The sequence below is a fragment of the Acrocarpospora macrocephala genome, from assembly GCF_009687865.1.
In the GTDB taxonomy this organism is placed as follows: domain Bacteria; phylum Actinomycetota; class Actinomycetes; order Streptosporangiales; family Streptosporangiaceae; genus Acrocarpospora; species Acrocarpospora macrocephala.
Window position 1 is genome coordinate 37,248 of the sequence record NZ_BLAE01000018.1, and the last position, 20,472, is coordinate 57,719.

Here is a 20,472-nt window from a genome sequence, read left to right on the forward strand (position 1 = left end):
GTGTAGAAGGGGGTGGGGTCGGGATCGAGGGTGGCGGTCGTGATCAGGGTGGCCAGGTAGGGGTCGCCGTTCTGGGTGAGGGTGGCCTGGGTGACCGTGGTCGTACGGCCGGATTTGAGCGGGGTCAGGTGCACGAGGGCGGGGCCGGGGCGGGCGGAGCGCAGGAACTGGACGCTCGTGGAGACCGGATGCGGGTGCGGGGACGCGTCCACGACCGCGCGGAGCAGGGTGGCCATCAGGTAGCCGCCGTGGAGTGGACCACCGATTAAGTAGCCGTCATCCAGGCACACCTCGTAGGTCGTCGCGTCGACACGCGTGGCCTTCGTCGCCTCGTCGAACCGCGTCATATACCCCCCTCACCGAATGTTGTTCTGGCGGATACCTTAGGCCATATGCCTTCTTGGCCGGGCCATTAGCCATCTGATCAGGGAAAACACGGCATCCACGGGCAGACTCCCATTGGGGGGATGATCTATGTTGGGTGCCCGGGACCTGATCGGCCAATCGGTGTGGGATTCGCGCGGGATCTGGGTCGGCCATGTCGTCGACGTGAAGATGATCCGCGAACGCAGGGGCTGGTTCCGCAAGCCGGAAGAGCCGGAATCGGCGGGATTGCTCGTCTCGCGCAACCGCGCGCCCTTCCTGCTGAGCGTGTACCGCGACGCCAACGGCAAGCTCACCGGCGCCCTCCAGAACTTCACCCGCCTGCTGTACGTCCACAGCAAGGTAGTCCCCTGGGACCTCATCGAATCCAGCCATACCGGCGAAATCCACCTCAAAGGACCAGTCACAGATCTCAAACGGGACTAACATCAAGCACACTGCAAGCGAATCGCAGGCAATGTGGCATATTTTCAAGCTCGCCGAGATAAACCCTCTGATGTGAGTTGAGAAGATGCCTGCCGAGAACCCCCCCGGTTTCCCGTTCCCCGAGAACCAGGACCCGGATCGGACCGTCCACTACCGCACCCCTCAGCCGTCGTACGGGCCCTACGGTCAACCGGAGAGCGACCAGCCGACGCGCATGGCGTACCCCGGACCGGCAGGACAGGATGATCACCCGACCCGGGTGCAGTACCCCAGCCAGGTCCAGCAGCCGCCGTACCCCCAGCAGCAGCCGTATCCCCAGCAGCAGCAGCCGTATGGCGACCAGACCCGGATGGACTACCCCCCGAGCCCCCAGCAGTACCAGCAGTGGCAGCAGCCTGAGGAGCTCGCCTACGGCCTGCCCCCCGTCCAGCTCGGCCCCGAGCCGAGGCGCGGCGGCGGTGGCATCGGCCGCGGCTGGATCATCGCGCTGATCGCGGCCGTGCTCGCCGGCGTCGTCGGCGGTGGCGGTTTCTACCTGGTGAACGCGCTGAGCGGCGGCGGCACCCAGCCGCACGAGGTGCTGCCCGCGAGCGCGTTCGCCTACGTCCGCCTTGACCTCGACCCCGCCGCCAACCAGAAGCTGGCGCTGTTCACCATCGCCCGCAAGTTCAACGCCACCAAGGACGTCTTCAGCGGCGACGACCCGCGCAAGGCGCTGTTCGACTCGCTCCGGGAGAGCAGCCCGAACTTCAAGGACATCGACTACGCCAAGGACGTCGAGCCGTGGCTCGGCAGCCGCGTCGGCGTGGCGTTCTCCCAGCCCGCCAAGGCGAGCGGCGGCGACCCGCAGGCCGCCGTGGGCATCGCGGTCGCCATCCAGACCAGCAACGAGGAGGCCACCCGCGCCTTCATCGACAAGATGGACGCCACGGAGAAGCAGCAGAAGACCGGCTACGTGTTCCGCGACGGCTACGTGATCCTCGCGGAGACCCAGGGCGAGGCCGACAAGTACGCCGCCGCCCCCACGCTGGCCGAGAACGCCGACTTCGCCGGAGACATGGAGGCACTGGGCGAGCCCGGCGTGATGTCCTTCTGGGCCAGCGCCAAGAGCCTGCTGGGCTCGGGGCTCGAGGGCAGCGTGGACAAGGCCCTGGTCGACAAGATCAAGGATGGCCGGTTCGCCGGCGCCCTCCGCTTCGACGGCGACTACGCCGAGATCGCCGGCATCACCCGCGGCGTGGATACCACCATCACCGGCGACCTGGAGCCCACCAGGATCGGCGAGCTGCCGGACAGCACCGCCGCCGCGTTCTCGATCTCCGGCCTGGGCGACGTGCTCAGCGAGCAGTGGAGCGAGATCCTGAAGACGGCGGGCGCCGCGGGCACCGAGGGCGCCTCGTTCAACCAGTTCGTGACCCAGGCCCAGCAGCAGTTCGGCCTGACCCTGCCGGACGACCTGGCCGTGGTCCTCGGCAAGAGCATCACCCTCGCGCTGGACGAGAACGGCCTGGACGGCAACCTGCCCAACGCCGGCACGGTCCTGTCCACCGACCCGGCGAAGGCCCAGCAGGTGCTGGAGAAGGTGGAGCTCGCGCTCGCCAACACCGGCACCCCGCTCCAGCTGATCAAGAAGGCCGGTGACGACAAGCTCGTCGTCGCCACCACCGAGGAGTACGCGGCCAAGCTCGCCGAAACCGGCTCGCTCAAGGACAGCGAGACCTTCCAGCTCGCGATCCCGAACGCGGCCGACGCCAACTTCGCCCTCTATGCCGACCTGGACAAGATCGAGAAGCTCTACCTGGACTCGCTCCAGGGTGAGGAGCGCGCCAACCTGGAGGCCCTGCGCGCGGTCGGCCTGAGCGCCAACTACTCGGGCGCCGAAGCCAGCTTCAGCCTCCGCGTCCTGTTCAACTAACGACCATCCGCGGTGCCCGGCCGGGACACCCACCCATAGACGCCCGGCCGGGCATCATAAGAAACGCCCGTCTCCCCTGAGAGTTGGAGACGGGCGTTTCGTTCGACACTCTACTTACGCCCAAAGCTGACCTTCCAGCCGGTCCTCGGCTTCGCCCAGCGTCCCCTCGTACGCGCCCGTGGACAGATATTTCCACCCGCCGTCCGCGACGATGAATACGATGTCGGCCCGCTCTCCCGCCTGTACGGCCTTGCGTGCCATCCCCAAAGCCGCATGCAGCGCGCACCCGGTGGAGATCCCCGCGAAGATGCCCTCGGCGGCCAGCAGCTCGCGGGTGCGGGCCAGCGCGTCCGCCGACGTCACCGAGTATCGGGTGGTCAGCACGGAGGCGTCGTAAAGCTCGGGGATGAACCCTTCGTCGACGTTGCGCAGCCCGTACACCAGCTCGCCGTACCGCGGCTCGGCGGCCACGATCTGCACGCCGGGAACCCGCTCCCGCAGGAACCGCCCGACGCCCATCAGCGTCCCGGTGGTGCCGAGCCCCGCCACGAAATGCGTGACCGTGGGCAGATCCTCCAGGATCTCCGGCGCGGTGGATTCGTAGTGGGAACGCCAGTTGGCCGGATTCCCGTACTGATAAAGCATGATCCAGTCGGGATGCTCCGCGGCCAGCCCCTTCGCGACCCGGACCGCCTCGTTGGAGCCGCCCGCCGCCGGGGAGGAGATGATCTCGGCACCCCACATGCGCAGCAGCTGCCGCCGCTCCTCCGAGGTGTTCTCCGGCATCACGCAGATCAGCCGATACCCCTTGAGCCGCGCCGACATAGCCAGCGAAATCCCGGTATTTCCGGACGTCGGCTCCAGGATCGTGCAGCCCGGGCGGAGCAGCCCGTCCTTCTCCGCCTGCTCGATCATCCACAGCGCGGGCCGGTCCTTGATCGAACCGGTCGGGTTACGATCCTCCAGCTTGGCCCAGATCCGCACCTCATCCGAGGGCGACAATCTGGGCAATCCCACCAGGGGCGTACGGCCGACCGAATGGATCAGCGAGTCGAAGCGCATCTGCGGTCAGCCACCGGCGACGGCGGGCAGCACGGTCACCGTGTCGCCGTCGGCCACCGGGGTGCCGAGGCCGCCAAGGAAGCGCACGTCCTCGTCGTTGAGGTAGACGTTGACGAAGCGGCGCAGCTTGCCCTCGTCGACCAGGCGGGCCCGCAGCCCCGGATGCCGGGATTCCAGGTCGCCGATCAGCTCCTCCAGCGTGCCGCCGGAGGCGTCGACGGCCTTGGCGCCGTCGGTGTAGGTGCGCAGGATGGTCGGAATGCGAACCTCGATGGCCATCTCGGTCAATCTCCTTGATCAGTTGTCGTACTTAGGAACACAGGGACACGTGCGCGGATTCCTGTGTCAGCGACAGTCGTAGAGGACGACCGATCGAGAATGCGCGAAGAGGAACTTCTGCACCGCCGAGAACATGGCCCCAGTTTAACCGTTCGACTCCAGGATCTTGACTTCCTCCTCCTCGATGACACCGTCCACGATCCGGAAAGACCGGAACTGGTCGAACTCGGTGGAGTAAAGCACGTAGTGCGCGTAGGGCTCGGAGGCGTAACTGACGTCGGTGCGCGACGGGTAGGCCTCGGTGGCGGTGTGCGAGTGGTAGATCACCACCGGCTCCTCGTCCCGATCGTCCATGTCCCGCCAGACCCGGAACTGCTCCATCGAGTCGAATCGGTAGAAGGTCGGCGAGCGTTCCGCGTTCTCCATCCGGACGAAACGCTCCGGCACCCCGTCCCGCCCGGCGATCACGCCGCAGGCTTCGTCCGGGTGGTCCTCGCGGGCGTGCGCCACGATCTGGTCGACCAGCTCCCGTGAGATCGTCAACATGCTGGAGAAGCTACCAAAGGGCGCGAACGAGCGTGTCCTGGAGGTAGGTCAGCCAGTCGTAGGTCACGAACGCGGGGTAGCGCGGATCCTCCTCCGACATGCCCGCGATCTCCTCGTGCACCTCCTCGGTCACCTCCAGCCGCACCCCGAGCATGAGGCGGACGTCGTTCAACGCCCGCATCCAGGCTTCCGCCTGCTCGGTCGTGAGCTCCACCTTGCCGCCGGCGGCGGTGTCGATCAGCGTGACCGCGTCGGCCCGCTTGGCGTCCCGCAGCGTCGCCTCGGTGTAGCGGCGGAACTCCCCCGCGTCCTTCTCGTCCTCATACGCCGAGGGGAACAGCCGGGCGAGGACCGGATCGGTGGGGACCTCGGCCGCGCCGATGCCGAGCGCGCGTTCCAGCGGGTCGTCGCCGGTGGCGCCCGGCTCGACCAGGCCGAGCACGAGCCCGACCAGAGACCGCAAAATCGACGCCTCAGCCGCGTCGAGGCGGATGGAGACGCCGGTTTTACTTGGTTTGAACCCGGTGCTCATCACGAATCCCGCTGGACGGTGGCCCACAGGCCATACGAGTGGAGGATCTGCACGTCGCGTTCCATCTCCTCGCGGGTGCCGCTGGATACCACGGCGCGGCCCTTGTGGTGCACGTCCAGCATGAGCTTCTCGGCCTTCTCCCGGGTGAAACCGAACACGCTCTGGAAGACGTAGGTCACATAGGACATCAGGTTGACCGGGTCATTCCAGACGATGGTCAGCCATGGCAGATCGGGTCGCACGTCGATTGCCGGACGCTCGACCTCCATTGGAGCGGTGCTACCCACATCCCCAATCCTGCCCTACCGCGGTCGTACTCTCGACTCGTGAAGATGACCATGAGCACCGCATTGCTTACGGACCACTACGAGTTGACCATGTTGCAAGCCGCGCTGGCCAGCGGAGCGGCCCATCGGCGCGCGGTTTTCGAGGTTTTCGCGCGGCGGCTGCCCGCCGGGCGGCGTTACGGCATGGTCGCGGGGACCGAACGCATCCTTGACGCAATCCAGAACTTCCAGTTCGGAGACCGGGAGCTGGAGTTTCTCCGCGATGTGATCGACCGTCCCACGCATGACTTCCTCGCTAGATTCCGGTTTTCTGGGGATATATACGGCTATCGGGAGGGTGAGACGTACTATCCGGGGTCGCCGATCCTGGTGGTCGAGGGGCGGTTCGCCGAAGCCGTGCTGCTGGAGACGATCGTCCTGTCGATCCTCAACCACGACTGCGCGATCGCCTCTGCGGCCGCGCGCATGGTGCACGCGGCGGGCGAGCGCCCGATCATCGAAATGGGCACCCGCCGCACCCACGAACGCTCCGCCGTGGCCGCCGCCCGCGCCGCCTACCTGTGCGGATTCGGCTCCACCTCCAACCTCATGGCCGGTCTGGAGTACGGCATCCCCACCGCCGGCACCGCCGCCCACGCCTTCACCCTGCTGCACGACTCCGAGGAAGCCGCCTTCCAGGCTCAGCTCGCGTCTCTGGGCACCGGGACGACCCTGCTCGTGGACACCTACGAAGTGGCGAAAGCCGTACAGACCGCGGTTGACCTGGCCGGACCCGCGCTGGGCGCGGTCCGCATCGACTCCGGCGACCTGGCGACCGCGGCGATCGAGGTACGGCGGCTGCTCGACGACCTGGGCGCCCGCCAGACCCGCATCGTCGTCACCAGCGACCTCGACGAGTTCGCCATCGCCGCCCTGGCCGCCGCCCCCGTGGACGGCTACGGGGTCGGCACCTGCCTGGTCACCGGCTCGGGCGCGCCCACCGCCAACCTGGTCTACAAGCTCGTCACCCGGGAGGACGCCGCAGGCACGCTCAGCCCCGTGGCCAAGAAGTCCGTCGGCAAACCCAGCCGGGGCGGCCGCAAATGGGCCTACCGGGCGCTCCGCGACGGAACCGCCACCGCCGAGATCGTCACCCGCGCCCCCGCCGAGGAGGTGGGCCGCCCCCTGCTCGCCCCGCTCATCCGCGACGGCGAGATCATCGGCCGTGAACCCCTCGCCACGGCCCGCGCCCGGGCACGTGCCTCGATGACAGAACTACCGCCAATCGCGCACAGCCTCTCGCCCGGAGACCCCGCGATACCTACTATCTTTAACTGGTCGTGGGAGACCGGCGCATGAGGACGACGCCGGTCTCCCACGATCTCTTAGGCTGAAACCATGCCTACCGCGCTGGTCATCGTGGACGTGCAGAACGACTTCTGCGAGGGGGGCAGCCTGCCCGTCTCAGGCGGCGCCGAGGTGGCCGCGGCCATCACCGAGCACCTGCGAACCCACCCCTACGACCACGTCGTCGCCACCCGCGACTACCACATCGATCCCGGCCCGCACTTCGCCGCCGTCCCCGACTACGTCAACACCTGGCCGGCCCACTGCGTGGCCGACACCCCCGGCGCCGACTTCCACCCCGCCTTCGACACCACAAAAGTCGAACAAATCTTCAGCAAAGGCGCCCACACCGCCGCCTACAGCGGCTTCGAAGGCGCCACCCCCACCGGCGACACCCTCGACTCCTGGCTCCGCTCCCACGCGATAACCCACCTCGACATCGTCGGCATCGCCACCGACCACTGCATCCGCGCCACCGCCCTGGACGCCCTCCGCCACAACTTCCACACCCACGTCCTGCTCGACCTCACCGCGGGCGTGGCCCAGGTGACGACCACCGCCGCCCTGGCCCAGCTATCCGACGCCGGCGCACACCTCACCGGCGCCCCCATCCTCCGCACCTGACATCAAACGCCATCCGGCCGCTCCCGCGAAGAAAGCGATTCATCCCATTCCCGAAAACGCCCGCGAAGCCGATCGATCTCGCTCTCGGAAAGGCCGTGATAAGCGATTGCCTGATCGGGGATACGGTCCAACGCGGAGAGCGCGACCGAGAACATACCGGTGTCGAACCCCGGATCGGCATTGGCCGCAAGCCTGGTCAGATCATCCGCCGAATAGCGGCCACTCCGTAGCACAGCGTTGACATCGACGAAGTCGCGAACCTCAGCTCTGCTGTACAAGGCGGCGACCTTGTTCCCCACGGTGTCATCCGGATGGAGCACCGGACCGATCTCCAGTGTGACCGGCGGATGGGCGCGCCAATCCACCCCCATCTCGACCCTGACGGAGTGACCGTCCGCGTCGGTGAGGAGCAGACGAGCGAAGCCCGGATTGACCATCGTCGTTTCGGCTGTCAAACCCGCTTGGCGATACGCTTCCAGGGCTGCCACGACCGCCGCGTCAAAGTCTCCGCCGGTCGATGTGAAGAGATCCACATCCTCGGACCGGCGTGTGAGGAAGCCATGAGCTTGCACGGCGTATCCGCCGGCCAACGCGAACCCGAAACGTTGAGTCGCGGCCAGTCCGATCTTGACGGCCTGTTCGTGCAATGGGTCCATTGGTCTTAAGCCGCTCGTGTAAGGGCTCGGAATCGCGCTTCCCACACTTGCCTAGCTTGAATCGGAAGGTACAGCCGACCCCATAGGCGGCAAAGCGTGGCCGCGTTCAGGTAGACACGCAAGTCATCGACGCTGGCGGCTTCACGGATGACACGCTCATACATCAGCCCGGTTTGCCTGTCGTCCGCTAGGTCATAAATACCCTGCTCAGACCAATCAAGGTGAATCGGAAGTTTCACGATCCCTTCCGAAGGTCCTGTCAACTCAGACAAATCATCAGGCGTCAGATATTTCCGGGCAGTCGCATATCGCGAACGAGTATCCATGCTTCGCTCCCTGTAGCTATCCATTCTTCAAGGGTGCGGCCCCCAAAGGAGCCTTGGACTTCCAGCTCGACGAGATCATGACTTCGAACCTGACGATGCAACCCTTCTGAGTGGCTCCGATCTGGCCGCGCGCCGCCCCGTCGAGGACTAGCGCAGTCGCGAGCCCTACCGACGGCGATCAGGGCTCGCCTACAACGATAAGGATCCTTCCCACATTTCAAGATCCGACCAGAGCAACCGTTACTTTCGTTGGCTGGCCCAGCGGCGGATCATGGTGATGCGGTCGCGGATCTGGTCGGCGGAGGCCTGGGCGATGGGAGGGCCGCCGCAGGAGCGGCGGAGGTCGGCGTGGATGACGCCGTGGGGTTGGCCGGTGCGGTGGTTCCAGGCGCCGACGAGGCCGTTGAGTTCCTTGCGGAGTTCGTGGATGACCTCGTGGGGGGCGAGCTGTTCGGGTTCGGGTTTGGGCTGGCGGCGTTTGGCCGCCTGCTGGTCGGCCTGGCGTTTGCGGAGCAGGGAGGCCACCTGGTCGGGCTCCAGGAGGCCGGGCAGGCCCAGGAAGTCCTCTTCCTCGGGGGAGCCCGCCGCGGCGGAGGTGCCGAACTCGCCGCCGTCGAACAGGACTCGGTCGAAGGTGGCGGAGGCTTCCAGGGTCTGGAAGGGGAGCTCGTCGCCCAGGGCGTCGGGGCTCTTCTGCTCGCGCTGGGCCTGTTCGAGGAGGAGGTCGTCCAGCCCGTCCTCATCGCGTTTGCGGTTGAGGACGTGGTCGCGCTCGGTTTCCATCTCCGCGGCGAAGCTCAGGAGTAACGGGACCGAGGGGACGAAGACGGAGGCGGTTTCGCCGCGTTTGCGCATGCGGACGAAGCGGCCGATGGCCTGGGCGAAGAAGAGCGGGGTGGAGATGCTGGTGGCGTAGATGCCGACGGCCAGGCGCGGGATGTCGACGCCTTCGGAGACCATGCGGACGGCGACCAGCCAGCGCTGGGTGGAGGCGCCGAACTCCTTGATCTTCTTGGAGGCGCCGGGGTCGTCGGAGAGCACGACCGTCGCGCCCTCGCCGGTGACCGTGCGCAGGTGCTTGGCGTAGGCGCGGGCGGACTCGTGGTCGGTGGCGATGATCAGGCCGCCCGCGTCGGGCATGCCCCGGCGGACCTCGGTGAGGCGGCGGTCGGCGGCGGTGATGACCTGGCGGATCCAGTCGCCCTTGGGGTCGAGGGCGGCGCGCCAGGCCTGGCCGAGCTGGTCCTTGGTGAGCGGGGTGCCGAGGGTGGCGGTGATCTCGTCACCCGCCCGGGTGCGCCACTTCATCTCGCCGGAGTAGGCCAGGAAGATGACCGGCCGCACCACGCCGTCGGCCAGGGCCGGGCCATAGCCGTAGGAGTAGTCGGAGACGCTGCGCAGGGCGCCGTCCCCGTCCTCGGTGTAGCCGACGAAAGGGATCGGGTTGTCGTCGGAGCGGAACGGCGTGCCGGTGAGCTGGAGCCGCCGGGTGGCCGGTTCGAAGGCCTCGCGGACCCCGTCGCCCCAGGATTTGGCGTCGCCCGCGTGGTGGATCTCGTCGAAGATGACCAGCGTCTTGCGCGCCTCGGTGCGCGCCCGGTGCAGCGCCGGGTGCATGGCGACCTGCGCGTAGGTGATGGCGACCCCGATGTAGTCGCGCGAGGTCGCGCCCTGGCTGTTCTTGAACTCGGGGTCGATGCTGATGCCCACCCGGCCCGCCGCGTCGGCCCACTGCCGTTTGAGGTGCTCGGTGGGCGTGACGACGGTGATCGCCCGGATCACCCCGCGGTTGAGCAGCTCGCTGGCGATGCGCAGCGCGTAGGTGGTCTTCCCGGCCCCGGGCGTCGCCACGGTCAGGAAGTCACGCGGCTCCCGCTGAAAATAGAGGTCGAACGCGTCCTGCTGCCAGGCTCGCAGCTTGGGCGCGGTCCCCCAGGCTGCCCGGTCCGGATAGGACGGCGACAGGTGAGACGCCGCGGACACGCTCATCGCGCCACCGCTTCTCGCTGATCAGCTGAGCGACCGCCGCCATGGCGGTGGATTCGCGTGCTCACCCGGCCTCCCCCGTTCAGTTGTCCACCCGACACATCCCGGCCAGAGTAGCCGCCCCCACCGACAAACACGCCGACCACCGCGGATCCCGTCCCCGAGTCAGCGCACTCCCGCCATGATCAGATCGAGGTCGGCGCGCGAGCGCGGGTCGTCCGGGTGGGCGACGCCGAGCACGACCACGGTCCCGCCGGACGCCGTGGAGAGCAGGGTGACCCGCAGGAAAGCGGGCTGATTCACGACATCTCGATACTCGGCGTGCAACGCGCGGGTATGACCGCTCCGGCCGTTCGTCGTGATCGCTTTGTCCTCGACCACGTCGACCTTGTCCCCGTGCAGGAGCAGCCGAGAATACAGCTCGGTGAGCTCCAGCAGGGCCGGGCGCAGCGCGGCGGGCTCGACCTGCTCGCCGGGGCGGATCATGACGATGGCCAGGTCCTGCTTGGTGGCCACCGAGGTGAAGCCGGTGACCGGCGCCAGGACGCCCTGCCGCCAGCCGGGCGGCAGCGGATAGCTGACCCCCGCGAGGCCGTCGCTGACGGCAACCGTCTCGGGCGGCTCGTCCGGGCCGCCCAGGACCGTCAGGACGACCACGGTGACCACCGCTCCGGCCGTCAGCAGGGCCAGCACGGCGATCAGCAAGGTGAGCGCCCATCGCGGCAACCGGCGTGGAGGCGCGGTCGGCGTGCCGTACCAGCGGGCGGAGGGGGGCAAATCCTGGTCGGGCTCGCCCCGATCGGTGGGCGGCCAGACCCTCCCATCGTCCATTTGAGGAGTAATTCACGCCCGGGCGCCGAAGGTCAATCCGGGTCAGGCTTTTGGTATGCGGTACGCCGTCCACATTTGCCGCATCCGCTCCGCCTGGCCTGCGGTGAACTCGGACATGCAGGTGTCAAAGGAGTAGTCCATGAAATTGTGGACCGAGTCCACGCCGGGGGCGGGGCACGTGTCCTTGACGGCCGTCGGGCAGCCTTCGGTGGGGTGGCCCTGGGGTGGCGTGTCCTCCACCGAGTCGCCGGGCGCCTCGCAGCCGTTCTCGAAGGGGTGCAGCAGGCCGAGCCAGTGGCCGATCTCGTGGACCCCGGTGAAGCCGCGGTTGAAGTTGCGCAACGCTCCGCCGGGCAGGCTGCGCCAGTCGATGACCACGCCGTCGTACCCGGGGGCGTCCTTGTACCAGTGCGGATACGTGGAGTAGCCCAGCACCAGCTGGCTGAGCTGGCCGATGAACAGGTTGAGGGTGTTCGCGCCGCCGCGCCGGAGCTTGGTCTTCATGGGCTGCTCGTAGCTGAGCGGGTCACGGAACCAGTCCGCGTTGCGGGTCCTGGTGATCCCCAGCAGGACGAACCTGATTCCGGTGTCGGCGCCGCCGAACTTGCCGCCGTAGGCCGAGTTAAGGGTCGCGACCTGGCTTTTGACGGCGGCGTCCGGCGCGCCGCGCTGGCCGTCGGTGAGCACGTGCACCCACATCGGCACCTTGATCTCGGCCGCCACCGTGCGGGAGGCCAGCCGTTCCCGCAGCTCCACGTTGACGCGCGCGATCTCGGCGGGATCCGGATCGCCTCCCCTGGCCGCCCCCGCGCGGCAGTCACGATCAGCGAAGGCGATCCCGGGAACCAGGCCCTGCGTGAACAGGCATGCCAAAAAAACGGCGAGTGTACGCCGGGCCATTCGTTTCCCCCGATACGACTGGTCGGTCCAGCCTCCACACGCTAGCCGGATCGGGAACGATCAGCGGGGATCGACACTCAGGCGTCGGGCTCGCCCGGGGGAAGACCGTCGTAGATCTCCTTGCACTCCGGGCAGACCGGATATTTCTTCGGGTCCCGGCTCGGCGTCCAGACCTTGCCGCAGAGCGCGCGCACCGGGATGCCGGTCACATAGCTCTCGGTGATCTTGTTGGCGTCCGCGTAGTGCGAGAACCGCTCGTGATCGCCGTCCCCGTGCGAGAGGTTCGGCGTGACTTCGCTCTCGGGAAGAATCTTCGTACTGCTCATCGCACCGAGTTTAGTCCCCACCACGACGTACGGCTCCCGCCCGCGAAGGCGAGAGCCGTACCCCGAAGAGAGCTCAGCCAATGTGCACCGCGGCGCCCTCGGTCTTGCGGCCGGCCTTGACCAGCAGGGCCAGGACGGCGGCCAGGATCGCCACGCCCATGCTCACCACGAAGCCCAGGTGCAGGCCGTCCATGAAGGACAGGTGGGAGGCGTTGGTGATGACCCCGGCCACCTGTTCCGGCAGTCCGGGCGGGGCCATGCCGACCGAGGCCAGGCCCTTGAGGCCCTCGATCTGGTCCGGCGGGATGGCGGCCGCGGCGGGGCCGAGGTAGCCGACGTACACATCGGAGACCTTGGCGGCCACGACGGCGCCCAGGATGGCGGTGCCGAGGGCGCCGCCGACCTGCATGGCCGAGTTCTGCACGCCGCCGGCGACCCCGGCGAGGGACGGCGGCGCGTTGCCCACGATGATCTCGGTCGCGCCCACGAACACGGGGGACAGGCCGAAGGCGAGCAGGGCGAACGGGATGGCGCTGTCGACGAACTCGGCTTCGATGCTCAACCGGGACATCAGGAACATGGCCGTCGCGGTGATGAGCATGCCGCCCGCGATCGGGATCCGCGGGCCGATCTTGCCGATCAGCAGACCGGCCAGCGGGGACGCGACGATCATGCCCGCGCTCATCGGCAGCATCCGGAGGCCCGACTCCAGCGGGGTGAGCCCGTGCACGCCCTGGAAGAAGAACGTGAGGAAGAACATCGCGCCGAACATGGAGAAGGCCATCAGGATCATCAGGCCGGTGCCGATCGAGAACGACACGTTCCGGAACAGGGTGAGCGGGAGCAGCGGCTCCTTGGCGCGGCTCTGCCAGAACAGGAACGCCGCGCCGACGACCACGGTGACCCCCAGGGAGAGCAGCGTGCCGGTGTCGCCCCAGCCCCATTCGGGCGCCTTGATGATCGCCCAGACCAGCGAGAACATGGTGATCGACAGCAGCACCACGCCCGGCCAGTCGACCCGGGCCAGCAGCTTCGACCGGTTCTCCCGCAGCGCCCACAGGCCCATCGCCAGCGCCACCGCGCCGACGGGCACGTTGATGAAGAACACCGACTGCCAGCTCACGTTCTCCACCAGCAGGCCGCCGACGATCGGCCCGGCCGCGCTGGACAGGCCGATGATGCCACCCCAGGCGCCCATCGCCATGTTCAGCTTGTCACCGGGGAAGGCCAGCCGGAGCAGCGCCAGCGCGGCGGGCTGCAGCAACGCGCCGAACAGGCCCTGCAGCACGCGGAACGCGATCAGGGCCTCGATCGAGGAGGTCAGGCCGATGGCGAGCGAGGTGAGCGCGAAACCGGCCACGCCGATGAGGAAGACCCGCTTGTGCCCGAACAGGTCGCCGAGCTTGCCGGCGGTGATGAGGAAGACCGCCAGGGCCAGCAGGTAACCACTGGTGACCCACTGCAGGTCGGCCAGGCTGGCGTTCAGCTCCTGGCCGATGACCGGGTTGGCGATGGCGACGACGGTGCCGTCCAGCATCACCATGATCACACCGAGCGACACCGCGAGGAGCGTCAGCCAGGGATGTACCTGGCCGGGTTTCTCCGGTGCCTCGGATGGTGCGGCGAGCGCTTGGGCCATGTCGGGATTCCCCCCTGTAGAAGTCAATGCGTCGTAATTTATGTCAGTGAGTGACAGATGACAAATCCTTTTATCCGACATAAGGTGACATCTGGCAGGACGTGAACTTTGGGTTTCAGGGAGGTGACAGGGATGGGTCTGCGCGAGCGCAAGAAGCAGAAGACGCGGCTGGCGTTGATCGACGCGGCCCTCGATCTCTTCCACGATCAGGGGTATGAGGCCACGACCATTGATCAGATCGCGGCGAGCGTCGACGTCTCGCCGCGGACGTTCTTCCGATATTTCGGTTCGAAGGAGGACGTCGCGCTGGCGCTGCCAGCGGATTCCCTGGACATATTTCTAGCGGAGCTGTCCGACCGTCCCGAATCCGAGTCCCCCTTTGTGGCGATGTCGCAGGCCATGCGGCTGACGCTGGGGGCCATGGGCCAGCGCGACGAAGCTGATCATGAGCGGTTCGTGAAGACGCGCAAGCTGCTGGATAACAATCCCGCGTTCATGGCGGGGCAGATGCGCCTGCTGATGGCCAGCGAGCAGCGCCTGCTGGCGGAGATCAGCCGCCGCCGGGGCACCGACGACCTGCACTCGCACTTCGTGCTCGCGCTGTTCACGGCGGTCGCGCGGGTCGGCTTCGAGTACTGCCAGCCCGACGAGGTACGCGATGCGGACGCCTTGGCCAGAAGACTGGACGAGACTCTCGCCATCGCCGAACAGTCACTAGTCCCGGGGTGGGACAAGTAGGACCCTGGCGGGTCGCGGGTCAGTTGAGCTTGGGGTCGTCCGGATATGTCGCGACCAAGGCGAGTTCGCCCGGCTGACGCCTTAACACCGAGCGCCAGAGCGTGGACGGATCCGGATGAAACGTGTCCCCGGGTTCGGAGTCGACGACATACCAGGCGCCCTCCCGGACCTCGTTCTCCAGCTGGCCGCTGGTCCAGCCCGCGTACCCGGCGAAGATCCGCATCTGGGAAATCTCCCCCGCCAGGATCTCGGGGGGCGCGTCGAGGTCGACCGTACCGAGCCGGGAGACGGCCGGGCGGCCGGAGTGCAGGCGCCGCCAGCCCAGCGGTTCCTCACCGCTGAGCACGGCGGCCAGCGCCAGCGCGCTGTCGGTCTGGACCGGGCCGCCCTCGAACAGCACCGAGGGACCGGAGACCAGCGCGTCCCAGACCGGCAGCACCTGGGTGACGGTGATATCGCTCGGCCGGTTGAGCACCACGCCGAGAGTGCCGCCGTCGTCATCGTGCTCCAGGACGAGCACGACACTACGCCGGAAGTTCGGGTCGTCGAGCAGTGGCGTCGCAACGAGCAACCCGCCGACGTAGATCGCGTCCGCCATACCTTCCATCATGGGGCAGGAAGGACTAATCGCGCACGTCACCCAGACTCGATAATCTTCAGGCGCCGATCAGGCCTCGGTGAACCCGCGAACCTTTCCCCCGGCGGACTCGCGCACGGCCGCCGCCACCGCGTTGGCCACGTCGGGATGGAACACGCTGGGCACGATGTAGTTGGGCCCGAGCTCCTCCCCCGTGACCACGGCGGCCAGCGCCCGGGCGGCGGCCAGCAGCATGTCCTGGGTGACCCCGTCGGCCTGCGCGTCCAGCAGCCCGCGGAACACCCCGGGGAAGGCCAGCACGTTGTTGATCTGGTTCGGATAGTCGGACCGCCCGGTCGCGACCACGGCCGCGTGCTCGCGCGCGTCGTCGGGCGACACCTCCGGCTCCGGGTTGGCCAGCGCGAAGACCACCGAGTCCGGCGCCATCGTCGCGATGTCATCGCCAGTGAGGATGCCGGGCGCGGACACCCCGATGAACACGTCGGCGCCCTTCACCGCCCCGCGCAGATCCCCGGAATACCCCTCGGCGTTGGTGTGCTCGGCGATCCACCGCAACGAATCGTCGAGGTCGTCCCGCCCCAGGTGCACCGCGCCCAGGTAGTCACAGACCACCACGTGCCGTGCCCCGGCCGCGAGCAGTAACCGCAGCACGGCGGTTCCGGCCGCGCCCGCGCCCGCCAGCGCGATCCGCACGTCGGCGAGCTCCTTGCGCACCACCCGCAGCGCGTTGGTGAGCGCCGCCAGCACCACGATCGCGGTCCCGTGCTGGTCGTCGTGGAAGACCGGAATGTCCAGCAGCTCACGCAGCCGCCGCTCCACTTCGAAGCAGCGCGGCGCGGAGATGTCCTCCAGGTTGATGCCGCCGAACCCGGGCGCGATGGCCCGCACGATCGTGACGATCTCGTCCACGTCCTGGGTGTCCAGGCAGAGCGGCCAGGCGTCGATCCCGGCGAACCGCTTGAACAGCGCGGCCTTGCCCTCCATCACCGGCAGCGCGGCGGCGGGCCCGATGTTGCCGAGCCCGAGCACGGCCGACCCGTCGGTGACCACGGCCACCGAGTTCCGCTTGATAGTCAGCCGCCGCGCGTCCTCGGGGTTGCGCGCGATGGCCATGCTCACCCGGGCCACACCCGGCGTGTACGCCATGGACAGCTCGTCCCGGTTCCGCAACGGCACCTTCGACTGCATCTCGATCTTGCCGCCGAGGTGCATGAGGAAGGTCCGGTCGGACACCTTGTGGATGACCACGCCCTCGATCGCGCCGAGCCCGTCCACGATCGCCTGCGCGTGGTCGGTGTCGCGGGCCGCGCAGGTCACGTCGATGCGCAGCTTCTCGTGACCGGCGTTGGTCACGTCGAGAGCGGTGACGATCCCGCCGGCGTTCTCCACCGCGTGGGTGAGCAGGCTCACGGCCTTACCCCCGGCGGGCACCTCGAGTCGGACGGTGATCGAATAAGAAACACTTGGCACGGTGGCCACGTCAATCCGCTCCTTTGCGCATTGGGTGTGGACCTATCGTGCCACCTTCAGCAGGGTGCATCAGGCCGAAATATGGAGAGAAGCAGTGTGAAACGCGCCCTATGAGCGCTTTGCCCATCAGGTTTCCGGCCTCCCGGTCAGACCGACGGCGGCGAGACGGCTCTCCAAGAGGACCGGAAGCCGTGACCTACGCCCCAGCGCCCGTCAGAAGAGAGCCGAAGCCAGCCCTCTGCGCGCCTTGGCCACCGCCGGGTCGTCGGCGGGCAGGGTGTCGAAGAGGCCGAGCAGGTGGAGCCGGGTTTTGTCCCGGTCCTCCCCCGCCGTGCGGCGCACCAGGGCGATGAGCCGGGAGAAGGCGGCGTCCACGTCGCCCGCGAGCATCTCCACGTCGGCCGCCTGCGTCTGGGTCTTGACGTCGGCGGGCGCGTCCGCGGCGCGGCGCAGCACCTCCGACGGGTTGAGCCCGGTCGTCCGGCGGACCAGGCCGACCCCGGCGAGCCCGATCTTGGCTTCCTCATCGCCAGGCGAACGGGCCAGCAGGCGGCCGAAGGCGGCCTCGGCCGCGTCCAGGTCACCGTCCTCGATCGCCATGTCGGCGGCCAGCAGGTCGGGGTCGACGGGAGGTTCGGCGGGGCCTTCCTCCCCCGGCGCGGCGGGCGCGCCCAGTTCCACGCCGAGCTGCTCGAACACCTGGGTGAGCGCCTGGCGCAGCTGGGCTTCCGGCAGCGGGCCCTCGAACAGCGGCATCAGCTGCCCCTGCACCGCCAGGTAGACGGTCGGCACCGCGCGCATCCGCAGCGCCTGAGCCAGCTCCGGGTTGGCCTCGACGTCGACCCTGGCCAGCAGCCAGGACCCGCCCGCCTCAGCGGCCAGCTTCTCCATCGCGAGGCTGAACTGCTGGACCTGCTCGGCCCGCGGCACGGTCGCCTCGACGATGATCGGAACGCTCATCGAGCGCTCCACCACATCGGCGGTGAACGTCGCCGCGGTCGGTTCGATGAGCTCGGGGGTCCCGGGCGGCGCGGGGTTCTTGGCCGCGGCCTCGCGCCGCGCCTGCGCCTCCAGGGCCTGCTTGCGCGCGCCGAGATCCACGGCGCCGTAGAGCGATCCAGGTCGAGAGAAGTCCGCTGCCATACTCCTAATCCTGCCGCATCCCCGGAGGGCACTGTTCCATCCCCTCCGGAATTGGCTTGGCCGCGACTGTGTCTGGACTGAGGAACGCAGGTCGCGAAGCGGCCGGAGTGACGAGGGAAGACACAGGCTGAAGGCGGCCAAGCCCGCCGATCCGGAGGATCGGCCATAAACACGGTCAGAATCGCGGCGGTTCTGTGTATGTGCCCCATTCTTCGCGGAGCACATCGCAGATTTCACCCAGCGTCGCCTCGGCCCGGGCGGCCACCAGCATCGGTTCGATCATGTTCTGGTCGGTACGCGCCGCATCCACCAGAACGGCCAGCGCCGCGTCCACCGCGCTCTGATCCCGCTTGGCCCGGCGTTCGGCCAGCACCCGCCGCTGCTCGGCCTCCACCTCGTGGCTGACCCGCAGGATCTCCAGCGGCTGCTCGGTGGTCCCGGTGTGACAGTTCACCCCCACCACGCGCTTGTCGCCCTTCTCCAGCTGCCGCTGGTAGTCGAAGGCGGCTTCGGCGATCTCGGCCATGAACCAGCCGTCCTCGATGCCGCGCAGCAGCCCGGAGGTGATGTCACCGGTCCCCATCTCCCGGATCTTCGCGAAGATCTCCTCCGCCTCGGCCTCCAGCCGGTCCGTGAGCGCCTCCACATACCAGGAGCCGCCGAGCGGGTCGACGACGTTGACCACCTCGGTCTCCTCCATGATCACCTGCTGGGTGCGCAGCGCGATCTCGGCGGCCTTCTCCGACGGCAGCGCCAGCACCTCGTCCAGCGCGTTGGTGTGCAGCGACTGGGTGCCGCCCAGCACCGCGGCCAGCGCTTCCACGGCGGTTCTGACGATGTTGTTGTCGGGCTGCTGGGCGGTGAGCGAGACCCCGGCGGTCTGGGTGTGAAAGCGCAGCCACTGCGCCTTCTCGGTGCGCGCGCCGTACACCTCGCGCATCCAGCGGGCCCAGATGCGGCGGGCGGCGCGGAACTTGGCGATCTCCTCGAAGAAGTCGATGTGCGCGTCGAAGAAGAAGGACAGGCCGGGGGCGAAGACGTCCACGTCCAGGCCGCGGGACAGGCCCAGCTCGACGTAGCCGAAGCCGTCGGCGAGGGTGAAGGCCAGCTCCTGGGCGGCCGTGGAGCCGGCCTCCCTGATGTGGTAGCCGGAGACCGACAGCGGCTTGTAGGCGGGCACCTCGGCGGCGCAGAACTCCATCAGGTCGCCGATCAACCGCAGATGCGGCTCGGGCGCGAACAGCCACTCCTTCTGCGCGATGTACTCCTTGAAGATGTCGGTCTGCAACGTCCCGTTCAAAGCCCGCAGCGGTACGCCCTGACGCTCAGCCGCCACCACGTACATACAGAAGATCGGCACCGCGGGTCCGCTGATCGTCATCGAGGTGGTCACCTCGCCCAGCGGGATGCCGTCGAAGAGCAGGTCCATGTCGAGCGCCGAGTCGATGGCCACCCCGCAGTGCCCGACCTCGCCGAGCGAGTGCGCGTCATCGGAGTCACGCCCCATCAGCGTCGGCATGTCGAACGCGACCGAGAGCCCGCCCCCGCCCGCGCCCAGAATCATCTTGTAGCGCTCGTTGGTCTGCCGCGCGTTCCCGAACCCGGCGAACTGCCGGATCGTCCACGGCCGCCCCCGATAGCCGGTCGCGTGCAGGCCGCGCGTGAACGGATACTCCCCCGGCCACCCGATCCGCTCGAACCGGGGATCGGCGGCCTGCGGCCCGTAAACGGGATCGACCGGCAGGCCGGACAGCGTCTTGAACTCGCGGTTCCGCTTGCTCGCCGCGTCGTATCTGGCCTGCCAGCGGGCACGCCCAGCCTCGGTCTCGTCCATAGCCAAGATACTAGGACGTCCTACTAAAAACTGCCACCGTCCTTCTCGGTGAAGTCGCCCGCCGCCACCCGGAGGGTTCTGAGCAGGTCGAACATGGCGGTGAGGTCGGGCTCGCCGTACATGCCCAGGCCGAAGTCGGCGGCCATCAGATCGGCGGTGGCGGCCCGGACGGCGGCGCGGCCCTCGTCGGTGATCTCGGCCAGCACGCCCCGGCCGTCGTTCGGGTTCCGTCTGCGGATCACCAGACCCGCCCGCTCCAGCCGGTCCACCGTGTTGGTCACACTGGTCGGGTGCACCATCAGCCGCTCCCCGATCTTGGAAAGCGGCAGCGCCCCGGCCCGGCTGAAGGTCAGCAGCACCAGCGCCTCGTACCTGGCGAAGGTCAGATCGTACGGCTTGAGCAGCGTGTCCAGTTGCGCGAGCAAGATCTGGTGCGCTCTCATGATCGAGGTGACGGCGGCCATGGCGGACGAGGGCCCGAAGCGCTCCCGCCAGGTCCCGGCGGCGCGCTCGATGGGATCGAACGGCAGGTTGAGAGGCACAGCGTTACGGTAGCGCGGCGATCGTCCAGATTCGCACTTCACGTAGCGTGACCAAACTCAGTCCTTGACCCAAGAATCGGCCCACCAAACATCACGCTCCGT

The 20,472-nt window shown here is 68.1% G+C and carries 22 protein-coding genes; 5 read left to right on the forward strand and 17 right to left on the reverse strand.

Annotation, left to right across the window (positions count from 1 at the left end; translation table 11 throughout):
• Positions 1-347 (reverse strand): acyl-CoA thioesterase domain-containing protein (locus Amac_RS17250; protein WP_174900178.1); only part of this gene is annotated, 347 nt, incomplete at its 3' end.
• 127 nt (positions 348-474) lie between these two features.
• On the opposite strand from Amac_RS17250, the gene Amac_RS17255 reads away from it, so the two are divergent.
• Together Amac_RS17255 and Amac_RS17260 are read left to right on the forward strand one after the other, a co-directional pair.
• The gene (locus Amac_RS17255) at positions 475-810 is read left to right on the forward strand and encodes a hypothetical protein (protein ID WP_155355415.1); all 336 of its coding nucleotides are present in this window, start codon (positions 475-477) and stop codon (positions 808-810) included.
• A gap of 85 nt (positions 811-895) precedes the next feature.
• Positions 896-2,725, forward strand: coding sequence for a DUF3352 domain-containing protein (locus Amac_RS17260; RefSeq protein ID WP_155355416.1), 1,830 nt, complete (start codon positions 896-898; stop codon positions 2,723-2,725).
• A gap of 114 nt (positions 2,726-2,839) precedes the next feature.
• Here the strand turns inward: Amac_RS17260 and Amac_RS17265 are convergent, their stop codons facing one another.
• From Amac_RS17265 to clpS, 5 genes are all read right to left on the reverse strand, one after another.
• Positions 2,840-3,787 (reverse strand): PLP-dependent cysteine synthase family protein, encoded by a 948-nt coding sequence (locus Amac_RS17265; RefSeq protein WP_155355417.1) that lies wholly within the window; start codon positions 3,785-3,787, stop codon positions 2,840-2,842.
• A 6-nt stretch (positions 3,788-3,793) separates the two neighbouring features.
• Positions 3,794-4,066: a MoaD/ThiS family protein gene (locus Amac_RS17270; protein ID WP_155347378.1), complete on the reverse strand. Its 273-nt coding sequence runs from the start codon at positions 4,064-4,066 to the stop codon at positions 3,794-3,796.
• A 144-nt stretch (positions 4,067-4,210) separates the two neighbouring features.
• Positions 4,211-4,612 carry a M67 family metallopeptidase gene (locus Amac_RS17275; RefSeq protein WP_155347377.1) on the reverse strand — a complete coding sequence of 134 codons (402 nt, stop codon included), beginning with the start codon at positions 4,610-4,612 and terminating at the stop codon, positions 4,211-4,213.
• 10 nt (positions 4,613-4,622) lie between these two features.
• Positions 4,623-5,144: a DUF2017 domain-containing protein gene (locus Amac_RS17280; RefSeq protein WP_155355418.1), complete on the reverse strand. Its 522-nt coding sequence runs from the start codon at positions 5,142-5,144 to the stop codon at positions 4,623-4,625.
• Positions 5,144-5,413 (reverse strand): ATP-dependent Clp protease adapter ClpS, encoded by a 270-nt coding sequence (clpS, locus tag Amac_RS17285; protein WP_373869632.1) that lies wholly within the window; start codon positions 5,411-5,413, stop codon positions 5,144-5,146. The genes Amac_RS17280 and clpS overlap by 1 nt, the downstream gene beginning before the upstream one ends.
• A gap of 57 nt (positions 5,414-5,470) precedes the next feature.
• Here clpS and Amac_RS17290 point away from each other — a divergent pair, with 57 nt between their 5' ends.
• Together Amac_RS17290 and Amac_RS17295 are read left to right on the forward strand one after the other, a co-directional pair.
• Entirely contained in the window at positions 5,471-6,769 is a 1,299-nt protein-coding gene (locus Amac_RS17290) for a nicotinate phosphoribosyltransferase (protein ID WP_373869822.1), read from the forward strand.
• Positions 6,770-6,808: 39 nt separating this feature from the next.
• Positions 6,809-7,381 carry an isochorismatase family protein gene (locus tag Amac_RS17295; RefSeq protein WP_155355419.1) on the forward strand — a complete coding sequence of 191 codons (573 nt, stop codon included), beginning with the start codon at positions 6,809-6,811 and terminating at the stop codon, positions 7,379-7,381.
• A gap of 2 nt (positions 7,382-7,383) precedes the next feature.
• On the opposite strand, the gene Amac_RS17300 is transcribed toward Amac_RS17295, so the two are convergent.
• The 6 genes from Amac_RS17300 to Amac_RS17325 all read right to left on the reverse strand — a co-directional run bounded on the left by Amac_RS17300 (position 7,384) and on the right by Amac_RS17325 (position 14,045).
• Positions 7,384-8,037: a nucleotidyl transferase AbiEii/AbiGii toxin family protein gene (locus tag Amac_RS17300; protein ID WP_155355420.1), complete on the reverse strand. Its 654-nt coding sequence runs from the start codon at positions 8,035-8,037 to the stop codon at positions 7,384-7,386.
• A gap of 566 nt (positions 8,038-8,603) precedes the next feature.
• On the reverse strand, positions 8,604-10,352 hold the full coding sequence (locus tag Amac_RS17305; RefSeq protein ID WP_155355421.1) for a DEAD/DEAH box helicase: 1,749 nt from the start codon (positions 10,350-10,352) through the stop codon (positions 8,604-8,606).
• Positions 10,353-10,514: 162 nt separating this feature from the next.
• A complete protein-coding gene (locus Amac_RS17310) occupies positions 10,515-11,180 on the reverse strand; it encodes a hypothetical protein (protein WP_155355422.1) in 666 nt (221 codons plus the stop codon).
• Positions 11,181-11,222: 42 nt separating this feature from the next.
• Positions 11,223-12,053 carry a zinc metalloprotease gene (locus Amac_RS17315; protein ID WP_246268406.1) on the reverse strand — a complete coding sequence of 277 codons (831 nt, stop codon included), beginning with the start codon at positions 12,051-12,053 and terminating at the stop codon, positions 11,223-11,225.
• A 104-nt stretch (positions 12,054-12,157) separates the two neighbouring features.
• Positions 12,158-12,406 (reverse strand): DUF3039 domain-containing protein, encoded by a 249-nt coding sequence (locus Amac_RS17320; RefSeq protein ID WP_155355424.1) that lies wholly within the window; start codon positions 12,404-12,406, stop codon positions 12,158-12,160.
• 73 nt (positions 12,407-12,479) lie between these two features.
• Positions 12,480-14,045, reverse strand: a complete 1,566-nt coding sequence (locus tag Amac_RS17325) for a DHA2 family efflux MFS transporter permease subunit (protein ID WP_155355425.1) — start codon at positions 14,043-14,045, stop codon at positions 12,480-12,482.
• 132 nt (positions 14,046-14,177) lie between these two features.
• Between Amac_RS17325 and Amac_RS17330 the strand changes: the two genes are divergently transcribed.
• Positions 14,178-14,783, forward strand: coding sequence for a TetR/AcrR family transcriptional regulator (locus Amac_RS17330; protein ID WP_155355426.1), 606 nt, complete (start codon positions 14,178-14,180; stop codon positions 14,781-14,783).
• A 19-nt stretch (positions 14,784-14,802) separates the two neighbouring features.
• Here Amac_RS17330 and Amac_RS17335 read toward each other — a convergent pair whose 3' ends face one another.
• The 5 genes from Amac_RS17335 to Amac_RS17355 all read right to left on the reverse strand — a co-directional run bounded on the left by Amac_RS17335 (position 14,803) and on the right by Amac_RS17355 (position 20,370).
• Complete coding sequence (locus Amac_RS17335; RefSeq protein ID WP_155347365.1) at positions 14,803-15,381, reverse strand: YqgE/AlgH family protein; 579 nt, start codon at positions 15,379-15,381, stop codon at positions 14,803-14,805.
• A gap of 69 nt (positions 15,382-15,450) precedes the next feature.
• Entirely contained in the window at positions 15,451-16,860 is a 1,410-nt protein-coding gene (locus tag Amac_RS17340) for an NAD-dependent malic enzyme (RefSeq protein WP_155355427.1), read from the reverse strand.
• 204 nt (positions 16,861-17,064) lie between these two features.
• Positions 17,065-17,994: a tetratricopeptide repeat protein gene (locus Amac_RS17345; protein ID WP_155355428.1), complete on the reverse strand. Its 930-nt coding sequence runs from the start codon at positions 17,992-17,994 to the stop codon at positions 17,065-17,067.
• Positions 17,995-18,169: 175 nt separating this feature from the next.
• On the reverse strand, positions 18,170-19,828 hold the full coding sequence (icmA, locus tag Amac_RS17350) for a coenzyme B12-dependent isobutyryl-CoA mutase large subunit (protein WP_155355429.1): 1,659 nt from the start codon (positions 19,826-19,828) through the stop codon (positions 18,170-18,172).
• Between the two features lie 23 nt (positions 19,829-19,851).
• Positions 19,852-20,370 carry a MarR family winged helix-turn-helix transcriptional regulator gene (locus Amac_RS17355; RefSeq protein ID WP_155347361.1) on the reverse strand — a complete coding sequence of 173 codons (519 nt, stop codon included), beginning with the start codon at positions 20,368-20,370 and terminating at the stop codon, positions 19,852-19,854.
• Between the last annotated feature and the right edge of the window lie 102 nt (positions 20,371-20,472).